Genomic DNA, 21,773 nt, shown 5'->3' with positions numbered 1-21,773 from the left:
ATACTAATACTTTACATTATCTTAATGTTGATGTCGAGTTTCTCTTTTAAGGGAAAAAGATAGAAATATGTATAAAAAACAAAAGTTTATTAAAATTCAGGTAGGGGAAAAGCTATTTGAATTGTTATAAAATAAAAATATTAAAGTATTTATGTTTTAATTATATCAATTTTACGTAAATTTCGCGTTCAAAAAACTATAAGGAAATGAATAATAAAAAGTACCTAGTTTTAATTTTACTTGTTTTTAGTACCGTTGCAACTTTTGCGCAAAGTAATACAGCTCCAGAGATGGATCCGTTTTGTGCAGGAGGTAGTACATTAACATTTGATAATACTACCAATAGTCCTCCAGCTGATCCTGATTCTGCTGCTGACAGCTATGGTTGTTTAGGTTCAGAGCCTAATCCCGCATGGTTTTATATGCAGATAGGCGAGAGTGGAGATCTTGAATTTACACTTAGTCAAACATCGAATACTGGTAATGGTATTGATGTTGATTTTATACTATGGGGTCCCTTTGGTGGGCCACCGCCAATTTATGGTCCATCGAATTTAAATGATGGTACAACGGTTGATTGTAGTTATTCTGGTTCAGCTACTGAAAGTGTAAGTATACCAGATGCTATAACAGGACAGTATTATGTAATATTAATAACTAACTTTAGTAATCAGCCTGGGCAAATAAACCTTACGCAAACAAATACAGGCGATGCAGGTGCTGGTAGCACAAACTGTGATATTGTATGCCCTCTTTCTTTAGGAGATGGCTTTGAATTATGTCCAGGTAATACAGCTGCTATTACAGCTACTATTGAAGACGCCACTTCATATGAGTGGTTTCAAGATGGTGCTCCATTAGCAGGAGAAACGGGACAGTCACTTGTAGTGAGTGAGCCTGGTACATATAGCGTTATAGTAAATAAACCAGGTTGTGTAGCCGATGCAACTGCATCAGTAACTATTACAGCTCCAGATCCTATTCTTATTAATGATCCCGAAGATATTGTTATTTGTGCGGTAGGTACTCCGCCTTATACTTTTGATTTGTCGCAAAATAATGATTATATACTCAATGGTCTTGATCCTGCTTTGTATGATATTACTTTTCATAATTCGGCAGAGGAAGCTAGCGAAGGTATAGGACAAATTTTTCCTGCCTCAAACGTAGAAAATTACCAGTCTAATGGAGGTGAGACTATGTATGTTAGAGTATTAGATGTTAATGCAGATTGTGGTACATATCGTGAATTTCAACTTATAGGGAACCCTGCACCAACACCAGGTACACCTGGTGATTTGCAAATTTGTGATTCTGACGATAGTGGAGATGAAGAGTTTGATTTAACAATTCAGGATACTGATGTATTTGCAGGTCAAGACCCTACAATATATACAGTAACTTATCATGAGACACTTGAAAATGCTGAAGATAATGTAGGAGAAGTTACTGATCCTGAGAATTATCTTGCTGTTGTAGGGACAACTGTAATTTATACACGTCTTACAAATAACGATAATGAAGATTGTTATGGTGTAACTTCTTTTGAATTAGAAGTTAGCCCTAACCCTGTAGTAGAGGTTCCTGAAGACCAGTTTGTATGTAGTGAGCCTGGGTATACTTTACCTGCAATAATAGAGTCAGGTAACTATTACACTGAACCTAACGGAGCAGGGACTCAGCTTAATGAAGGAGACCTAATTACTACTACACAAACTATTTACGTATATGCAGAGAGTGGAACATCACCTAACAACTGTACTGCAGAAGAGAGTTTTACAATAACAGTATATCAAAAACCTGTTATAGATACACCAGCAGACTTATCATCGTGTGAAAGTTATATATTACCAGTATTATCAGAGGGTAATTATTATACAGATGTTGCGGGAACAGGAACAATGTTAAACGCAGGAGATGAAATTACAGTTACTCAGGATATTTATATCTATGCCGATTCAGGTGTAGCTCCTGTAAGTTGTGTAACTGAACATATGTTTAATGTTCAAATAGATACTAGACCCACCTTACTTCCAGCAACGCCATTAGAGCAATGCGACGATAACTTCGATGGCTTAGCAGTATTCGATTTAACGCCAGCAGGTGATGAAGTAATCAATGGTCAAACAGGACTTACAGTTACCTACCACGAAACAGAAGAAGGCGCCGATTTCGGAACCAATGTTATAACAGATCCTACTAACCATTCTATAATAACAGGCTTTATATGGATTCGAGTAGAAGAAACAGGTACAACAAGTAACTGCTATTCCGTAGAAGAAGTTAATATTATCGTTCACGAACGTCCTACTGTCCCTACTATCTCGGACTATGCCCAATGTGACTACAACAATCCTGAAGGCGTAGAAACCTTTGATTTAACCACCCGCGATTCAGAAGTAACCTTCAACGATCCCGATGTAACAGCAGTATATTACACCAGCCAAGCCGATGCCTTAGCAGGAACAAACCCAATCCCGAATCCAACCACCTACGCCAACACCGGCACCCCAGAAACCATCTGGGCCGCCGCGATCAGTAGCTTCGGCTGCCGTAGCGTAAGCAGTTTCGATATCATCGTCAACCCATTACCAGCGACCAACCCAGCCCTAGGTACATTTTACGCCTGTGAAGAAGTACCCGGCGAAGGCGAATTTGACACCATCACCATGGATGCCGAAATCACCCTTGGCGCCTCAGGCTACACCATAAGCTATTACGAAACCCAAGCCGCCGCAGAAGCCGCCGGTACCGATTATATCCTATCACCCTTCACAGCACCCACAAGCACCATCTACGCCCACGTAGTAGAAGACCTTACAGGATGCTCAATTGTAATCCCCGTAGCATTAGAAGTCATACCAGCACCAATAGCACCAGCACCAGCACCGCTAGAAGAATGCGACATCAACAACGATCAACACGCCTACTTCAACCTCGACCCCGTACTACAAAACATCAGTACCCTACTCGGCGATGTAAGTGTAACCATCCATGAAACCGACGCAGATGCCTTCTACTTTGCTAACATAATTCCCAACACAGGAAACTACGAAAACCTACAAGACCTAACCTTTAGCGGTGTTCAAACCCTACACATCCGTGTACAATCAACCCAAACCGAATGTTTCGACATCGTAACACTCGACCTTATCGTCCACCCAATCCCAGATGCCGCCATCCCAACCGACTACGCATTATGTGATGCAGGACTAGACGACACCGATGGAGTTACCATCTTCGATCTAAGCACCAAAGACGAAGAAATACTCGATGGAATGGACCCAGCCCAATACAGCGTAGGCTACTACCAAACTATGGCAGCAGCCGAGCTAGGACAAAACCCCATCAGTACCCCATCCAACTACAACAGTGGGACAACAACACTATACGTACGCGTCACCAACACCACAACCGGCTGTTACGACATCGTACCACTAGAGCTCATCGTCCACCCACTACCCGTAGTCAACAACCCCGCCCCATACAGCCTATGCGATGTCAACAACCCCGGGGATGAAATAGAAGAATTTGACCTTACCAGCCAATACGAATTCATCGTAGACGACCAAAACGGTATGATCATCACCTTCCACCACAGCTACGCTGAGGCAGAGCTAGGCGACAACCCCGAGTTAAACACCACCGCCTACCAAAACAACGGCGCCGTAGAAACCCTATTTGTCCGTGTCACCACAGCAGCAACCGGTTGTTACCGCATCGTACTACTAGACGTACGCGTAGAACCCCTACCCGTACTATACCTCAACAATATTGACGACTCACTACTCACCACCTGTGACGAAGACGATAATGGTATTGCCATCTTTGACCTAAGCACCCTATTAGACGCGATGATAAATGGCGGTCAAAACCTAGCGGTAACCTTCCATGAAACCGCCCTAGACGCCCAAAACAACCTGAACGCCATTCAGAACATCACCAACTATCAAACAGCAGTAGCCTACCTAGACCACATCTATGTACGCGTAGAAAACACCCTAACAGGCTGTATCAACTCAGAAGTCTATGAAATTAGCCTAACCGTAGTAGGTTCACCACAAGTACCCGACTTAGAAGACATCACCAAATGTGACGACGCTCAAAATCAAAACGGGCAAGACGGAGTAGCGAAGTTTAACTTAACCCAACAAAATCAAGTCATCAACGATGCCCTTCCAGATAGCGACTTAGATATCACCTACCACACCAGTGAAGCCTTTGCTCGAGAAGGATTCCCAATAATCATTACACCAAATGAATACACTGGCAATCATGAACAAACCATCTGGGTACGCGTAGAAGACAACACCACCGGCTGCTTTGGTATCACCAGCTTCCAGTTGTTCCTTAACCAACCCCTATTGATAACCACGCCAAGTATACTCTCACTATGTGACGTAATACTCTCAGACGATGATCAAATAAATGATGGGATAAGAGTCTTCGACCTAACCGTAAAAGACAATGAAATCCTAGGGCCATTTGGAGTAGGACTCGACTATACCGTAGAGTACTTTGAAAGCGAAGCTGATCGAGAAGCAGGCACTCCTGTACCCGACGCTACCGCCTATACAAATACGGATAATGCGCAAACACTCTATGTATTAGTAACCAGCTCACAAGGCTGTAAAAGCTATACCACACTAACCATAAAAGTGCTACCGTTACCAACACCCAATGAAAACCCAGACCCACTGGTTATGTGTGATGACAACAACGCACCCGATGGTGTAATGTTCAATCTAACTGATGCCGAACAAGACATAAGGAATAACGACAACAACACGCTAATTAGCTACTATGAAAGCCAAGAAGAAGCGGAACTAGGGGTAACCCCAATACCAGACCCTACAAACTACTTAAGCGGAACAGCCACCATTTGGGTACGCGTAGCGGCTAACACAGGTAACCCTAATGACGAAGTATGCTACCGAGTATTCCCGTTAGAACTCATCGTAAACCCATTACCAGAACTAGGAGAAAACGGTGTCATCGCTCCATTTGCCTACTGTGAACAAAACACCAATGGCTACCATGAATTTCTACTGAGCGATCACATTACGACAATACTAGGTGATGCAGTAGACCCAGACGATTACACCATCAGGTTCTACTTCGACCAAGCCGCACTCGATGCAGATGAAGACGACTTCTTACCGAACCTATATCAAAATGCCATACAAGGCGCCCAAGAAATTTTAGTATGGGTACAAAACGATGATACCGGCTGTGTTGCTACAGCCCCATTGATGCTCTACGTAGAAGAAGCCGCCATAGCCAACCCAACCACGATAGTGTTTGATGAGTGCGACTACGATGGCGATAATAACGGTCAACACGTATTTGACCTAACCCTAGTGGAGCCCGAAGTATTAGGCGGACAAAGCAGTACTGACTACAGTATCACCTATTACGAAAGTGAAGCCGAAGCCATCAACGAAGAAAACCCGATACCTAACCCAACGGCCTATGTTAATAGCACCCCAGAAGACCAAACCATCTGGATCCGTGTCACCAACATATCAACCGTTAGTAGATGTCATGAACTCACCACCGTAAACCTACACGTAGAGCCGATACCAGAACCCGTTATTCAAGGAGGCGTTATCTGTGTAGACTACGACACCAACGAAGTCCTTAACCCCGTAGTAATGGACACCGGACTAGACGACACCCATACCTTTACATGGTACCTAAACGGAGAAATTATAGCAGGAGCAACAGAAAACATTTATATCGCCGAGGCCGTAGGAAGCTACACCGTAGAAGCCATAAGCGCAACAGGCTGTATTAGCGACCCTATTGAACCTGTAACAGTAACACAAAGTGGACCAGCAAGCCAAGCATTTACTGCTTATGCAGTGAGTAATGCCTTTAGTGATGATCAAACCATTACCGTAACCACTACAGGTTATGGTACGTATGAATATCAATTAGATTATGGACCATGGCAAGACAGTAACATCTTTATAGATGTAGCCCCAGGATTACATGAAGTACATATAAGAGATATTGGAGCTTGTTCACAACATATTGTGACACTAAGTGATGTAAGCATCATTGACTACCCGAGATTCTTCACTCCAAATGGTGATGGTTATAATGATTACTGGAACATCTATGGTTTATCAAGCCAAGGCGGAGCCGAGATCTATATCTTTGACCGTTATGGCAAACTCATCAAACAAATTAGTTCACAAGGAGAAGGCTGGGATGGTACTTATAACGGAAGCCCAATGCCAGCAGATGACTACTGGTTTACCGTAACATTTGGGGAAACAATAATAACTTATAAGCCACTGAGAGACGCAGACGGAAATATTGTAATAAATCCTGATACAGAAGAACCGGAAATGGTTGAAGTTCCTGAGTTTGTAACTAGAGAGTTTAAAGCTCACTTTGCAATGAAAAGATAAGAGCTTGTAATTCGATTTTAAATACCAAAAAAAACAAAACGGCTGCCAATTGCAGCCGTTTTTTATTGTAAAGAATATATCATAAAAAAAGCCCAACTCAAAGTTGGGCTTTTTTTATGATATAATTTAAAGGAAGTTTATTTGTTGTTGTACTGTTTTATACCTTCTTTTAAAATAGTTATAGATTGTATTAGGTCTTCTTTTTTTAATACATAGGCAATACGTATTTCGGTAGTACCTACATTTGGAGAAGAGTAAAATCCAGCTGCGGGTGCTACCATTACGGTTTCACCGTTAAATTCGAAACTCTCAAGTAGCCATTGTGCAAATTTGTCTGCATCATCTACTGGTAATTTTGCAATGCAATAAAAAGCTCCTTTTGGTGTGGCGACTTTTACACCTTCTATTTCGCTAAGCCCTTTTATAAGTGTATCACGTCTATCTTTATATTCTTTAATTACTTCATCAAAGTATTCTTGTGGAGTATCGAGTGCAGCTTCACTTGCTATTTGTGCTAACGTTGGAGGGCTTAAGCGTGCTTGTGCAAACTTCATGGCAGCAGACATCACGGCTTTGTTTTTAGAAACAATACAGCCTATTCTTGCGCCACACATACTATAGCGTTTTGAAACCGAGTCTATCATTATAGCATGCTCTTCTATACCCGACACGTTCATAACAGAGTAGTGCTCATCACCATCATAGGTAAATTCACGATACACTTCGTCGGCAATAAGGAAAAGGTCATGCTCTTTTACTAGCTCTGCCAGTTGTTGTATTTCTTCTTCTGTATATAAATACCCTGTTGGGTTACCGGGGTTACATATAAGTATTGCTTTTGTTTTCGGAGTTATGAGTTTTTCAAAATCAGCAATAGGAGGTAAGGCAAAACCGTTTTCGATTGTAGAGATAACAGGAACTACATTGATGCCTGATGCTACCGAAAAACCATTGTAATTAGCGTAAAAAGGTTCAGGGATAATAATTTCGTCGCCTGCATCCATAGTACTTCCCATTGCAAATAGTAATGCTTCAGAGCCTCCTGTGGTTATGATTATATCTGCAGAATCAACTTGTACATTTTGTTTTTGATAATAATCTGCCAGTTTTTCTCTATAACTTTCAAAACCTGCAGAATGACTGTATTCCAGTATTTCAGGGATGTTGTTTTTTACCGCATTAAGTGCGGCTTCGGGTGTTTTAATATCGGGTTGCCCAATGTTAAGATGATAAACTTTCAAGCCTTTTTGCTTAGCTGCTTCAGAAAAAGGAACTAATTTTCGTATAGGCGATTCAGGCATTTGTTGCCCTTTTATAGATACCTTAGGCATAACGTATAACTTTTATAAATGATTTGCGCAAATTTGCAATAATTTTTACATATTTTATAATTTTTACATTGTCAAATTTCATTTATAATAATATATATTGTTATAAATATAAAAAGCCCATGCTAGACATGGGCTTTTTACTATTGAGTTGAATTTTTTATTGGTTTGGCAATGCTTTTTTCTTTTCGAGAATGTTTACCGTTTCGTGCGATTTTACCTCTCCTTTTATTTTAATAGCTACTGTTCCATTTTCATAATTAACAGCATTAGACATTAGTGTTATTGTTTTCCTGATAGGTCCAGGCTTCATGTTGTATTTAATTTCTATTTTACCAGTTTTTCCTGGCATGATAGGATCTTTAGGTTTAGAGGGTATAGTACACCCACAAGTAGACTTTACATCTTTTATAATAAGCGGTTCATCTCCAGCATTGGTGAATTCAAATTCGCGTATACCGCTATCTTCTCCTTTATATACGGTACCATAGTCAACAGTATCTGACTTAAATTCAATTTTTGGTCCTTTTTGGGCATATGCAGCAGTACTAATTATTAGAGCAGCTACTAAACCTAAAATTTTTTTCATAACCTAAATTTTTAATGTTTACGTAAAAATACTGTCTTTAATTTAAAGTACAAATATTAGCTGTCTTTTTTTTAAATTCTAGTTATATGGTTACTTTTGCATATAATAGTACAAAAATTACACTACGGATTTTTGGATTACAATATAGACCAATAGATTATGACAATTCCATCGCAATTTGATGCCAAAGCGGCAGAACAAAAATGGTATGATTACTGGATGAAAAATAACTTTTTCCATTCGGAGCCTGACCATAGAGAGCCTTATACTATAGTAATACCACCACCTAACGTAACAGGGGTATTGCACATGGGGCATATGCTTAATAATACAATTCAAGATGTACTTATACGACGTGCTCGTTTAAAAGGCTTTAATGCTTGCTGGGTACCGGGTACAGACCACGCATCTATAGCTACTGAAGCAAAAGTTGTAGCAAAACTAAAACAAGAAGGTATCAATAAAAATGACCTTACTCGCGATGAATTTTTAAAGCACGCTTGGGAATGGACAGATAAATATGGCGGTGTAATACTAGAACAGCTTAAAAAACTAGGCGCATCGTGCGACTGGGAGCGTACTAAGTTTACTATGGATCCTGATATGAGTGCATCAGTAATCCGTTCGTTTGTAGATTTGTATAACAAAGGTTTGATATACAGAGGTTACAGAATGGTAAACTGGGATCCGGAGGCAAAAACAACATTGTCTGATGAAGAGGTTAACCACGAAGAACGTCAAGGCAAATTATATTATTTAAAATATAAAATAGAGGGTAGTGAAGATTACCTTACTATAGCTACTACGCGTCCTGAAACGATATTAGGTGACTCAGCTATTTGTATAAACCCAAATGATGAACGTTATAGCCACTTGAAAGGTAAAAAGGCTATTGTACCTATAGTTAACCGTGTTATACCTATTATATTTGATGAGTATGTTGATGTAGAATTTGGTACAGGTTGTCTTAAGGTGACACCAGCACACGATGTTAATGATAAGGAACTTGGTGAAAGGCATAATCTTGAAATTATAGATATTTTTAATGACGATGCTACCCTAAACAGTTTTGGGTTACACTACGAGGGTAAAGATCGTTTTGTAGTTCGTGAAGAAATATCTGAAGAGCTTGAAGCTGCTGGATATATGGAGAAGATTGAGATCCATATTAATAAGGTGGGAACATCTGAAAGGACTAAAGCAGTTATTGAACCGAGGCTTTCTGACCAATGGTTTTTAAAGATGGAAGAACTTGCCAAACCTGCTATTAAGGCTGTTTTGGAAACTGAAGAAGTAAAACTATACCCAAAACGATTTGATAATACCTATCGTCATTGGATGGAGAACATTCGTGACTGGAACATATCTCGCCAATTGTGGTGGGGACAGCAGATACCTGCTTACTTTTATGGTGATGGTAAAGAAGACTTTGTAGTTGCCGAAACTAAAGAGGAGGCACTTGAATTAGCCAAAGCTAAAACAGGCAATGCTACACTTACTACCAATGACTTGAAACAAGATGCTGATGCGTTAGACACATGGTTCTCATCATGGTTGTGGCCAATGGCTGTTTTTGGGGGTATAACGAATCCTGAGAATGAAGATTTTAAATATTATTATCCTACTAATGATCTTGTTACAGGACCAGATATTCTTTTCTTTTGGGTAGCTCGTATGATTGTTGCGGGATATGAATATACAGGCGAAAAGCCTTTTAATAATGTATATCTTACAGGGCTAGTTCGTGATAAGCAACGACGAAAAATGTCTAAATCGTTAGGTAACTCACCAGACCCACTTGACTTAATTGAAAAATTTGGTGCTGATGGTGTTCGTGTAGGTTTGTTACTAAGTGCTTCGGCAGGTAACGATATTATGTTTGACGAAGAGCTTTGTAATCAAGGTAAAGCCTTTTCTAATAAAATATGGAATGCATTCCGCCTTATAAAAGGGTGGGAGGTAAGCGATATAGCACAGCCAGACCATAGCAAAAAAGCTATAGCTTGGTATGAAGCTAAGTTGCAAAAAACACTTGCAGAGATTGAAGATCATTTTGAGAAATACAGAATATCTGATGCATTAATGGCTATTTATAAGCTAGTTTGGGACGATTTCTGTTCTTGGTTCTTAGAGATGATAAAGCCTGCTTACCAAGCGCCTATAGATAGAGTTACTTATGAGAAAGCTATCGAGATGCTAGAGAATAACTTAAAGTTACTACATCCGTTTATGCCATTCCTTACAGAAGAGATATGGCAATATATTGCTGAAAGAACACCAGATGAAGCGCTTATTATTTCTGAATGGCCAGAACTTAAAGCAATAGATAATGATATTATTGCAGGTTTTGAAGTTGCTGCCGAAGTAATTTCGGGTATTAGAACGATACGTAAGGATAAAAATATAGCCTTTAAAGATGCGATATCGCTTATGGTTGTAAACAATGATAAAGCTACAGATTACTTTGATACTATAATAACTAAACTAGGTAATGTAGACGGATTAGAGTATGTAAACGAAGCTGTAAATGGTGCGTTGACATTTAGGGTAAAATCTAATGAATATTTTATACCTGTAGCGGGAGCAGTTAATGTAGAAGAGGAAATAGCCAAATTAACAGAAGAGCTTAACTATAATAAAGGTTTCTTACAATCGGTACAAAAGAAATTGAGTAACGAGAAGTTTGTAAATAGCGCACCCGAAAAGGTAGTGGCTATAGAAAAACAAAAAGAAGCCGATGCACTGGCTAAAATTGCTACAATAGAACAAAGTTTAGCGAGTCTTAGTTAAAAGAGAAATTAGTGTCTACATGATAAAGATAAAGGCTGCCATATGGCAGCCTTTATTAATTACTCTATTATAATTATAAAATTATAAGAAGAATATTTTAATTATTTAGTGTTCAGCTTTTTTAGGGCTGCTATTATATCTTTTGGTTCTGCTCTATTTCTATATTCGGCATCTAAAAATGCATATTTTATTACTTTATCTTTACCTATTACATAAGTAGCAGCTAAAGGTAACTCGGCGTCATCATTTCCGTTATACTTACTTAATTCAAAGCTGTTTTCGTATGATTTAGCAACGTCATCAGTTAATTTATAAACAACCTTATACTCTTTTGCAACTTTATTATCAATGTCACTTAAAACCTGAAATTCTAGTTCATTTTTTTCTTTTGTAGAAATCGAACTATCAGGTAATTCAGGAGTTAATGCTAGTAAATTAGCTCCTTGCTCTTTAAATTCTGGCAATGATTGTTGCATGTACTGCAATGTTAGATTACAATAAGGGCACCATCCGCCACGATACCACATTAAAACGACAGGACCTTTTTCTAATTCATCATATAGATTCACTTCTTCATTTGATGCGTTTTTTAATGTAAAATTCATTGCGGTATCGCCAACTTGTAAAGCATTTTCAACAATTTTACTATCTACTACAGACTGTATTCCTTCGGCATATATTTTCTTTTTCTCATCTGATGCTTTTTCTTCAAAGTTTGCTTTTTTAGTATCTAAATTAGCTTTTAAAGTTCTTTCTACTGTTTCCTCTTTTGTTTCCATAGTTTCGTTATTGTCTTTTTTAGAAGTATTACAACTCATTAATAATAGTGTACTAATACATAATGCGTAACTAATTTTTTTCATACTTTTTGTAATTATATTTATTGTTTTATTTAATGTTCAATTTTTTAAAGTTTTTAATCTAACGGTTTAAATACTTATTTGTTTAATGTAAAAATTCAGCCCTAAAAGGTATTCATCAAGTATAGTATCATTATCATATAACTTTCTGAGACCTCTTATTCCCTCAAATGCACTTATTAAATAAGTAGCAGTTGCAGTACTATTTATAGACTCTCTTATACTGCCTTCTTTTTTTCCTCTTTCTATAAGGTTTATTATTGCTGTTTTCCATTCGTCAATAATTTTTCTTAGTGCCAATTGATAAGCTTTTTCGGTATCTCCTATTTCATTTATTAAATTATTGAGCGGACAACCATGTTTTTTTTCAAGCAATGAAAAAGATTTAATTCTTCTATGAAAAGTATCTTCTAATATTTTAGCAGCATTACCAGAGTTATGTAAAGGAGTAATCATAGCATTATAAACTCGTTCCTGTAACTTTTGGCTTATCACTGTAATTCCAACCTGTCTTTTATCTTCAAAATGATGATAAAAGGCACCTTTTGTAAGGTTTGTAGCTTTCATTATAGCTAGAATACTCGTAGGTTTAAAACCATTTTCATAAAATAACATGAAAGACTTATCTATAATTATTTGTTTTGTTAGTTCTGATTTTAATTTCTGCTCCATTATTTCAAATATAAATTAAAAACATACAGTACTGAATGTTTTTAAGTAAAATTTAGCGTTTTGTTTAATATAACGTATATACAAAAACAGCGAGGCTTTAAAGCCTCGCTGTTTTTGATCAATTAATTAATCTAGTATTTTATACTAAAATATCAGATTAATTATAATATGTAATACTTCTTTTTTCTATATACTTTTTTTCATCGTTTATAGTAATTACTTTTTCTGTCCAGTTGCCTTTTTCATCATAAGTATAAGTATAGGTTCTATTATCTACAGGTACTTGGCTACTGTCTATTACAGTTAGGTTTGTTAAATTACTCTTTTCGTCATAGGTGTAATTTATCTTCATATAGAGCTGATTGTTTTTTTCTATATGTCGAGATGTTTTATTACCGTTATTATCATACTGATAACGCTCAACAGTTTCAGTACTATCAAAGTTATCAACAGTTACTTTCATTTCAAGATCACCTTTTGTATTATAGCTCATTTTTTCTGAATATTCTGTTTCTCCATTTCCATTCGTAAGTTCTTTAGCTATAAGATTATCACCATCGTATTCATATTTTGTACTATAAATTATATTAGAGTCTTTATCATATCTTATTTCTGATTCTTTTTTGTTTTTGTCGTTGTATGTATATACATTTTTTATTTGGACAAATTCAGTACCCAAATAAAGATTCTCATCAGTAATGTTACCATTTTTGTCATATACATAAACTACTCTATCTATAGGGTTGTCTTGCAGGTTATATGTTATTTTCTCTACTAGTTTTCCTTTTTCATATTTCATTGTTTTACGGTCAATCTGGCTATTATCAGGGTTTTTTCGATTAATAGCTGTATTATGTTGCCCTGTTTCATCCCAAGAAAATTCTGTTTTAATTCCAGGGGCGTTATTCACATACTGTATTTGTTGTAATTTTTGTTCTTTACCATTGTAGGTAATTTGTTCATACGGACCACCTTTGTTATTTGATTTTTTTTCTAGTATCAGCATACCTTCTTCATTAAACTGAAGTTCTGTATTATGCCCAGTAGAGTTTTCATGTTTCGTCTTCCCTAATTCTAGGCTGCTATTCATTACTTCATTCGATTTTATCGAAATAGATTTAACATTGCCTTCTAGCTTATAAAAAGCCCAGTCTGTAGTAGTTCTATCGAGTGGTTTAACCTCTTTGTCATTACAAGCAGTTAGTAATAATACTATTGCTGCAAACGGATATATGTATTTCATTTTAAGTTATAGTTAAGTATTCCAAAAATCTGCTTTTTTTTTCAAACGGACAACACTATATAAAAGAAAATCCGCCTTATAAGCGGATTATTCTTTATACCAAGATATATTTTTATTTAGCTATTGCAGCATCATATTTTTTGGCAACAACATCCCAGTTTATTACATTATAAAATGCTTCAATATAATCGGGTCTTTTATTTTGATAGTTTAAGTAATAAGCATGTTCCCATACATCTAATGCAAGTACAGGCTTACCTGCAATACCTACATTTGGCATTAATGGATTATCTTGGTTAGGTGTATCGCCTATTATAAGTTTTCCTGTCTTATCGACAACAAGCCATGCCCAACCCGAACCGAATTGTTTTGCAGCGGCATCAGAAAATTGATTTTTAAAATTTTCAAATGACCCAAAATCTTTAGTTATTGCTTCTGCAAGAGTACCTTTTGGCTCGCCACCACCATTAGGACTCATAACTTCCCAAAACAGGGTATGGTTATAATAACCACCACCATTGTTTCTTACATTGGTGTTCTTCATATCAAGACCAGCTAATAGCTCTTCTATGGTTTTATTTTCTAGATCAGTACCTTTTATAGCTTTATTTAGCTTGTTAGTATAACCTAAGTAGTGTTTAGAGTAGTGTAGCTCCATGGTTTTTGCATCAACATGTGGTGTAAGCGCATCATAAGCATAACCTAATTTAGCTACTTGAAAAGGACCATCTTCAGTCTTTACGTCATCTGGGTTACCCATTACAGGAGCTTCTTCTTGCAGAGCTTCTGGTACTTCTACAACCTCTGTTAAATTATTTTTTTCTTTACATGATTGTAATGATACTATTACTACTAGTGCCGAAATGAAAATTTTTATCTTTTTCATAATTATCTTTTATTTTAGTACCGAGTTAATAATTTCGATATATAATTTCTTTGCTTCATCTGCCGATAAGTGCTTTACCTGCATCCAAGCATTCATTTTAAAACCATCTCTTAGGTCAAAAGTTTGAAATTGTCTTATCTGTTCTTTTCCTTTTGTTGCCTGCTTATAATAAGCATATATTCTTAACATAACATCGGGCGGTAATGCCTCTGTCATGTTAGATGCTTTTTCATAAGCTTCTAGAAAAAGGGTATCGAGATCCTTTTCCTGCATCTATTCTTTTATTGCGATTATTGTTTTTCCTCCTATAGCTTTATCGTTTAAATTTACTTTTATCTCTGTACCGAGAGGCAAAAATAAATCTACACGCGAACCAAATTTTATAAATCCAGCATCAGTTCCTTGTACTACTTCCATGCCTTCTTTGGCATAGTTTACAATACGTCTTGCTAATGCACCTGCTATTTGACGGTATAGTATTTCGCCAAAAAAGTGATTTTCTATTACCACTGTAGTACGCTCGTTTTCTTCACTTGCCTTTGGGTGCCAAGCTACTAGATATTTACCAGGGTGATATTTACTAAATTTTATAAGTCCACTAAGTGCATATCGTGTTACGTGTACATTAATAGGTGACATAAATATAGATACCTGTAATCTTTTATCTTTAAAGTATTCAGGCTCATAAACTTCTTCTATTACCACAACTTTACCATCTACAGGAGCTATTATATGATGGTCGGCTATTGTTACCACGCGTTTAGGATTTCTAAAAAACTGTAATACTAGTATTAGGAATACAAATGCAGCAACTTGTATGGTCTTTAAAAGCCATAGATTTTCGATATACATATCTGCCGTAATAACGGCTACTAAAGTTACTAGTAGAGTAACAATAATAATTTTGGCTCCTTCTTTATGAAACATAATTTATAATTTGATAATACAAAAATAAGAAAGGTATAGCAAATATGATGCTATCCAATCGGTCTAATATTCCGCCATGTCCAGGCATTATGTTGCCGCTATCTTTTACACCAGCAACTCTTTTAAAATGTGATTCTACTAAATCGCCCAAACTACCAAAAACAACTAGTATTACTGCAGTTCCTATCCATACCATAGGTGATAGAAATAGATAATACTGACTAATGATGTAGCTTGCAATAACGGTGAATACTAACCCACCAGCAAAGCCTTCGATGGTTTTTTTAGGCGAAATACGTTCATATAGTTTATGTTTACCTAATGATTTGCCTACAATATAAGCAAAAGTATCATTAGTCCACATTAAAATAAACATTCCTACTATTATATAAGGGTTATACTCTCCTTCGATGAAAGGTAGTTTTATAATGAGTAAAAAAGGTATAATTACATAGCCTGTAACAACTACAAGTTTACCAATTTTGTCGCGCTGTACAGGAACACCTTTTTTAAAAAGAGCAATAAGTAATGGTATTACCACAAATATAGATGCTACATTAAGTAATATATTATTTGTTGGGTTATTGTTAATAAAGTAACCGAAAATTATAAACCCTACTATAGCCATGCACATGGGTATAATAACATTTAGCTTTACTAAACGACAAAATTCTATTATAGCTATGATTAAGAAGATGCCAAATAGTATTTCAAAACTAATAGGCGAGTAAAGGGTAGCTGCTAAAAGCAGTATAATATATATAATGCCCGAAAGCGCTCTTATTATGCTTTCATTCATATTATAGGTCTTCTAGCAATAAAAGGTAAAGATTTTTTGCAGAACTGCCATAGTGTAGGAAATCTTCGTCTTTTACTTTTTCAAAATATTTAATAGTGGTAATGTTAGTAGGGTATTCTTTATTATACTTGTGTTTTATTACCCTAAGTCCATCACTTTTAGTTGTTACAATTTGACTTGTGGTTGCAAATATTACAATATTTGCGGGTAACTCATTGGGCTTGTTTTGTTTTATTTGATTGGATGATAAAAGTATCGAACCTTCATCTGCCACAAGGTTTTCACATCCTGCGAGTATAAATTTAGGATTATTAGGCTTGTTATGCACTAGTTTGTTTTCGTCTAAAAGACTGCATAACTTTGGCTCGTAACATAAAGCTTCACATTCAAACCAATCGTTTTCTTCAAGAATGTTTAAAAACTGTTCATGTACTTCTGTTAAGTTATCACAATAAAGAAATTTACCCCCGTTTTTCTTGAAGTTAGACATAAACATCTCATCAGTAGGTGTTTGCTCTTCAGGGAGAAAAGGACTTGACTCCAAATTTTTTTCTTCATTTGTTACATCACTCGCGCCGCCAAAAATTTTTTTGAAAAGACTCATATAGTATTAAATTCCCTTATTTTATATAGAAGTAACCCAAAGATAAAAAAATCTTAATTCAATTATAGAATTGAATTAAGATTTTTGTAAATATTTATATTATAGTAAGGCTTATGCTTCTGTAATTACCTCTGCTTCGGTACTATCGCTATCAAAAGGACGTTTGCCAAAAATATCTTCAAGATCATCTTTAAAGATAACTTCTTTTTCTATCAATATATCAGCAAGTTTAACAAGCTTATCTTTGTTATCTCCTAATATATCAATTGCTCTTTTGTACTGAGATTCTATAAGTATTGATATCTCTTCATCTATAGTTCTTGCTGTTTCTTCAGAGTAAGGTTTAGAGAAGTTGTACTCATTTTGTCCGCTAGAATCGTAATATGTTATATTACCTAGCTTATCATTAAGTCCATATATAGTAACCATAGCACGTGCTTGTTTGGTTACTTTCTCTAAGTCGCTTAATGCTCCTGTAGATATTTTATCAAAAATAACTTTTTCAGCAGCACGTCCGCCCATAGTGGCACACATTTCATCCAACATTTGTTCAGGGCGCACAATAAGGCGCTCTTCTGGTAAATACCATGCGGCACCAAGGCTTTGCCCACGTGGTACAATGGTTACTTTAACTAAAGGGTGAGCATGCTCTAACATCCAGCTAATAGTAGCATGACCTGCTTCGTGTATTGCAATGGCTCTTTTTTCTTCTTTAGTTATAATTTTATTTTTCTTTTCAAGACCACCCACGATTCTATCTACAGCATCAAGAAAATCTTGTTTATCTACCGATTTTTTGTCTTTTCTCGCTGCTATAAGTGCAGCTTCGTTACAAACATTTGCTATATCTGCACCCGAAAATCCTGGGGTTTGCTTTGCTAAGAAATCAGTATCAAGTTCTTCTGATTTTTTAAGCGGCTTAAGGTGTACTTCAAAAATTTCTTTTCGTTCTCTGATATCTGGTAAGTCAACATAAATTTGTCGGTCAAAACGACCTGCACGCATTAACGCTTTATCCAATACATCTGCACGGTTAGTAGCTGCTAATACTATTACGTTAGTATTAGTACCAAAACCATCCATTTCTGTAAGTAGTTGATTTAAGGTGTTTTCACGTTCATCATTAGAGCCTGAGAAGTTACTTTTACCTCTGGCACGACCTACAGCATCTATTTCATCTATAAATATGATAGCAGGCGATTTTTCTTTAGCTTGTTTAAACAAGTCACGAACTCTAGATGCTCCTACACCTACAAACATCTCTACAAAGTCAGATCCTGAAAGTGAGAAGAAAGGCACTTTAGCTTCGCCTGCTACTGCTTTAGCAAGTAGGGTTTTACCTGTTCCTGGAGGTCCTACAAGTAGTGCTCCTTTAGGTATTTTACCACCTATGTTAGTATATTTTTCAGGGTTTCTTAAAAATTCTACTATTTCTTGTATCTCTTCTTTAGCGCCTTCAAGCCCAGCTACATCTTTAAAAGTAACTTTAATATCGTTTTTCTCGTCAAACAGCTTCGCTTTCGATTTCCCGATATTAAATATCTGTCCGCCGCCGCCAGCACCACCGCCCGACATACGACGCATCATAAATATCCATAATGCTACAAGTATAAGTATAGGAAGTAGGGTTAGTAAAAGATCGCCCCACATACTCTCTGGTTCGGGGTTATATTCATTTATTTTACCTGCTTGTAAAGCTTCATCTAGCTTTTTTTGAAAAAGCTCAGAGTTACCTATTTCAAGTGTGTAATGAGGACCTGCATTAGGCTTATCAAAAATATCTTTGCTTACTTCTTCGTGCTCTTTTTTAGTTATAGCGTCTTCTTTAAGATATACTTTGGCAGTAGATTTATTAAAAACTACTTTGTTTACTTCATTGTCATCCACAAATTTATAGAATTTAGACAATGATATAGGCTTAGGATCATTCCACGTAGAATCGCCTCCAAAGAAATTTATTGCAAGAAATGCGACTAATATACCTCCATAAATTAGCCAAGGATTTATACGTGTTTTACTCGGTTTATTATCTTTTGACATGAATTATTGTATAGCTTGTTAGTAGTTGTTTCCTATAGATGTGATTTTTGCATCACCCCACAGGCTTTCTATATTGTAGTATTCTCTTATATGCTTTTGGAAAACGTGTACCACAATGTTCACATAGTCCATAAGCACCCATTCGCCATTGTCTGTACCTTCTACATGCCAAGGCTTATCTTTTAACTCTTTTGAAACTGTTTTTTGAATAGAGTGAACAATAGCATTCACTTGCGTGTTAGAAGTACCGTTACAGATTACAAAATAATCGCAAACAGTGTTGTCGATAGCTCTTAAATCTAGAATATCAATATCATTTCCTTTAACTTCTTCTATACCTTTGATGATGTTCGCTAATAAATCATCATTACTTATGTTTTTTTTCGCCATTTAAAATTTATATATATAACGCAAAGTTATCATTTTTTGTACTTACTTTTGAACCTTAATACAAGATTAACGGGTTATTCCTTATTATTTTTAATGAATATAATCAAACTCAGTGCCATTAACTCTACTAATGACTATTTAAAAGAGTTATCGTCAACAAGGCACGTAGAAAATTTTACTATTGCAGTAGCAGAACATCAAACACAGGGCAGAGGGCAAATGGGCACTCAGTGGGAAACGCAACAGGGTAAAAACTTAACGTTTAGTGTATTGGTTAAAGATTTACTACTCGAAATTAATGCTATTTTTTACCTAAACGCAGCAGTAGCTGTTAGTGTAATAGATGCTCTAGAAATGTTTAACATATCAGGGTTATCAATAAAATGGCCTAACGACATTTTGGCAGGGAATAAAAAACTTGGCGGCATACTTATAGAAAACAACATTAGGAGCAATGGCGAAATACACTCGGTGGTAGGCATAGGTATTAATGTTAATCAAACTGATTTTGAGGGTTTGCCAAAAGCAACATCGTTAGCCTTGGTTGCCGAAAGAGAATTTGATAAAAATGCTGTAATGGTAGCTATTGCCGAAAATTTGAAGCGAAACTTATCTTTATTATTACATAAAGATGCAGATGCTCTTTGGGATAAATATTTACAACAACTGTATAAAAAAAATATCCCCATGCCTTTTGAAAAAGAAGGCATGAGGTTTATGGGTATCATAAAAGGAGTATCTAAAAACGGAAGCTTAGAGGTACAACTAGAAGATGATAATATTGTTTTTTATAAAGTTAAAGAAGTACAATTGTTATATTAGTTTATAGTCTTATTCCGTTATCATCTTCTTCAAACTCATTAATAAGAAAATCAATAACAAGTTCTACAGTATCACCATTATTATTTACCCCCCAGTATGCAGGGTAGTAGCCATCGCCCCATCCAGAGGCAAACATTATAGCATTATCATCAGAATCTTTATTAGGTCGGTGGTCGTTCCAGTCGCCTAATTCTCTAGAAAATTCATTTTTGCCAGAGTATTCGCGAAACTCGTCCGAAAGCACAACATCATAATAGTTTGCTATAGGGTCTTTTTCTTGTAACGCTTCTATTTTTGTTATAAGGGCTGCATTTGTTTTTTCATCAAGAAAACACGCTAATCCCGACTCGACAGGGAAACCATAAAACTCATCTTCTCCAAGCTCTTGCATTTCTTCGCCTGTAATATCGTCAGTAAGTGCTAATATCCATTTAGTTGCTGTTTCAGGTCTAAATTTTATTTTAGCATAAGCTACCCTGTGGTGCATTGTGTCAATTTTTGACATATAAATATGCACAGGATATTTATCAGGTTCTACTGTGCGGGCAAAAGGTCGTTGTTCTACTGTAAAAAAAGGATCGGCAACAATAATTTTACCTGTAGGAAGGTTTACATCGCCTATATGTATTTCTACAAGCTCTGGATCATTTATTTCATCTTCAAGCTCATAGTTAATTTCGTAATCGTTTATGTTTTTCATAACCATTGATTTATTAGGGGAGTTTATAGTGTTTTTTATATATGCCAAGTTACAAAATGTTTAACTGGAAAATAAAATTTATGGATTATAAAAAGTATGTTTTTACTATTTATCTTTACTATAAGTAGGTTCAACACTTACGGGTATTTTCAGTAAAGGGCTTAGTGTAGGAATTATTTTGCGCATCGTTGCTATGTCATTACCTGTAGGGTCTATAAAATACCAGTTTACACCATTATCCATGGATACGGCTATAAGTACAGCATTCGCAGTAACTGTACCGCCATCTACTTTCATTTCAATCATTTGGGGTAGGGTGCATTGCAACTGTCCTTCATATTGTATTATTTCTGAAGGGACACCGTAGCTGATATCCTCAAAGCTTACTCCATCTTCTTTTATTAAATCAAAACTACGTGCAATTTCGCTTATCATTTTCTCTTCTCCCCCCATCATGGTAACAATTGTAGGATGTGTAAATTTTGCAAAAACAGCATACTCTGCGGCTACAAATGCTTTTCCCATTTTGTCTGCTTCTGTAAGTATTACAGTATCAATATTGTCATTTTCAGACTGGGCTTGTATAGTAGTTACAGAAAGTAGGAATGTAAATAATAAGAGTATTTTTTTCATAGTGTAGAGAATTTGCCTAAAAATAACAAAAAAGCCTTTAAGTATGCACTTAAAGGCTTTTAAAATATAAT

General features: G+C 36.2%; 17 protein-coding genes. 3 read left to right on the top strand and 14 right to left on the bottom strand.

The genetic code is table 11. From position 1 onward, the window contains the following. The first annotated feature begins 206 nt into the window (after positions 1–206). Complete coding sequence (locus DVK85_RS12045) at positions 207–6,419, top strand: T9SS type B sorting domain-containing protein (protein WP_114678676.1); 6,213 nt, start codon at positions 207–209, stop codon at positions 6,417–6,419. Positions 6,420–6,556: 137 nt separating this feature from the next. On the opposite strand, the gene DVK85_RS12040 is transcribed toward DVK85_RS12045, so the two are convergent. Next, positions 6,557–7,750 (bottom strand): pyridoxal phosphate-dependent aminotransferase, encoded by a 1,194-nt coding sequence (locus tag DVK85_RS12040; RefSeq protein ID WP_114678675.1) that lies wholly within the window; start codon positions 7,748–7,750, stop codon positions 6,557–6,559. Positions 7,751–7,907: 157 nt separating this feature from the next. Next, positions 7,908–8,336 (bottom strand): DUF1573 domain-containing protein, encoded by a 429-nt coding sequence (locus tag DVK85_RS12035; protein WP_114678674.1) that lies wholly within the window; start codon positions 8,334–8,336, stop codon positions 7,908–7,910. A 159-nt stretch (positions 8,337–8,495) separates the two neighbouring features. On the opposite strand from DVK85_RS12035, the gene DVK85_RS12030 reads away from it, so the two are divergent. Beyond that, on the top strand, positions 8,496–11,126 hold the full coding sequence (locus tag DVK85_RS12030) for a valine--tRNA ligase (protein WP_114678673.1): 2,631 nt from the start codon (positions 8,496–8,498) through the stop codon (positions 11,124–11,126). Positions 11,127–11,227: 101 nt separating this feature from the next. Here DVK85_RS12030 and DVK85_RS12025 read toward each other — a convergent pair whose 3' ends face one another. The 10 genes from DVK85_RS12025 to rsfS all read right to left on the bottom strand — a co-directional run bounded on the left by DVK85_RS12025 (position 11,228) and on the right by rsfS (position 19,547). Further along, positions 11,228–11,989 carry a peroxiredoxin-like family protein gene (locus DVK85_RS12025; protein ID WP_240339593.1) on the bottom strand — a complete coding sequence of 254 codons (762 nt, stop codon included), beginning with the start codon at positions 11,987–11,989 and terminating at the stop codon, positions 11,228–11,230. Positions 11,990–12,055: 66 nt separating this feature from the next. Next, entirely contained in the window at positions 12,056–12,658 is a 603-nt protein-coding gene (locus tag DVK85_RS12020) for a TetR/AcrR family transcriptional regulator (protein WP_114678672.1), read from the bottom strand. Between the two features lie 157 nt (positions 12,659–12,815). Further along, entirely contained in the window at positions 12,816–13,901 is a 1,086-nt protein-coding gene (locus DVK85_RS12015) for an RHS repeat domain-containing protein (RefSeq protein ID WP_114678671.1), read from the bottom strand. Between the two features lie 112 nt (positions 13,902–14,013). After that, a complete protein-coding gene (locus DVK85_RS12010) occupies positions 14,014–14,661 on the bottom strand; it encodes a superoxide dismutase (protein ID WP_240339597.1) in 648 nt (215 codons plus the stop codon). A gap of 135 nt (positions 14,662–14,796) precedes the next feature. Then, complete coding sequence (locus DVK85_RS12005) at positions 14,797–15,060, bottom strand: acyl-CoA-binding protein (protein WP_114678669.1); 264 nt, start codon at positions 15,058–15,060, stop codon at positions 14,797–14,799. Next, complete coding sequence (locus DVK85_RS12000; RefSeq protein ID WP_114678668.1) at positions 15,061–15,714, bottom strand: phosphatidylserine decarboxylase family protein; 654 nt, start codon at positions 15,712–15,714, stop codon at positions 15,061–15,063. Next, positions 15,704–16,513: a phosphatidate cytidylyltransferase gene (locus DVK85_RS11995; protein ID WP_114678667.1), complete on the bottom strand. Its 810-nt coding sequence runs from the start codon at positions 16,511–16,513 to the stop codon at positions 15,704–15,706. Before DVK85_RS11995 ends, DVK85_RS12000 begins: the two co-directional genes overlap by 11 nt. A gap of 1 nt (position 16,514) precedes the next feature. After that, positions 16,515–17,117 carry an LUD domain-containing protein gene (locus tag DVK85_RS11990; RefSeq protein WP_114678666.1) on the bottom strand — a complete coding sequence of 201 codons (603 nt, stop codon included), beginning with the start codon at positions 17,115–17,117 and terminating at the stop codon, positions 16,515–16,517. Positions 17,118–17,228: 111 nt separating this feature from the next. Continuing rightward, complete coding sequence (gene ftsH / locus DVK85_RS11985) at positions 17,229–19,157, bottom strand: ATP-dependent zinc metalloprotease FtsH (protein ID WP_114678665.1); 1,929 nt, start codon at positions 19,155–19,157, stop codon at positions 17,229–17,231. An 18-nt stretch (positions 19,158–19,175) separates the two neighbouring features. Further along, positions 19,176–19,547 carry a ribosome silencing factor gene (gene rsfS, locus DVK85_RS11980; protein WP_114678664.1) on the bottom strand — a complete coding sequence of 124 codons (372 nt, stop codon included), beginning with the start codon at positions 19,545–19,547 and terminating at the stop codon, positions 19,176–19,178. Positions 19,548–19,640: 93 nt separating this feature from the next. On the opposite strand from rsfS, the gene DVK85_RS11975 reads away from it, so the two are divergent. After that, positions 19,641–20,369 carry a biotin--[acetyl-CoA-carboxylase] ligase gene (locus tag DVK85_RS11975; RefSeq protein ID WP_114678663.1) on the top strand — a complete coding sequence of 243 codons (729 nt, stop codon included), beginning with the start codon at positions 19,641–19,643 and terminating at the stop codon, positions 20,367–20,369. Between the two features lies 1 nt (position 20,370). Here the strand turns inward: DVK85_RS11975 and DVK85_RS11970 are convergent, their stop codons facing one another. Both DVK85_RS11970 and DVK85_RS11965 read right to left on the bottom strand, forming a co-directional pair. Beyond that, entirely contained in the window at positions 20,371–21,069 is a 699-nt protein-coding gene (locus DVK85_RS11970) for a DUF4241 domain-containing protein (RefSeq protein ID WP_162845324.1), read from the bottom strand. Between the two features lie 105 nt (positions 21,070–21,174). Next, entirely contained in the window at positions 21,175–21,702 is a 528-nt protein-coding gene (locus tag DVK85_RS11965) for a hypothetical protein (protein WP_114678661.1), read from the bottom strand. Positions 21,703–21,773: the final 71 nt, after the last annotated feature.

Source organism: Flavobacterium arcticum (assembly GCF_003344925.1).
Classification (GTDB): domain Bacteria; phylum Bacteroidota; class Bacteroidia; order Flavobacteriales; family Flavobacteriaceae; genus Flavobacterium; species Flavobacterium arcticum.
This window is presented reverse-complemented; position numbering and strand designations above follow the sequence as displayed.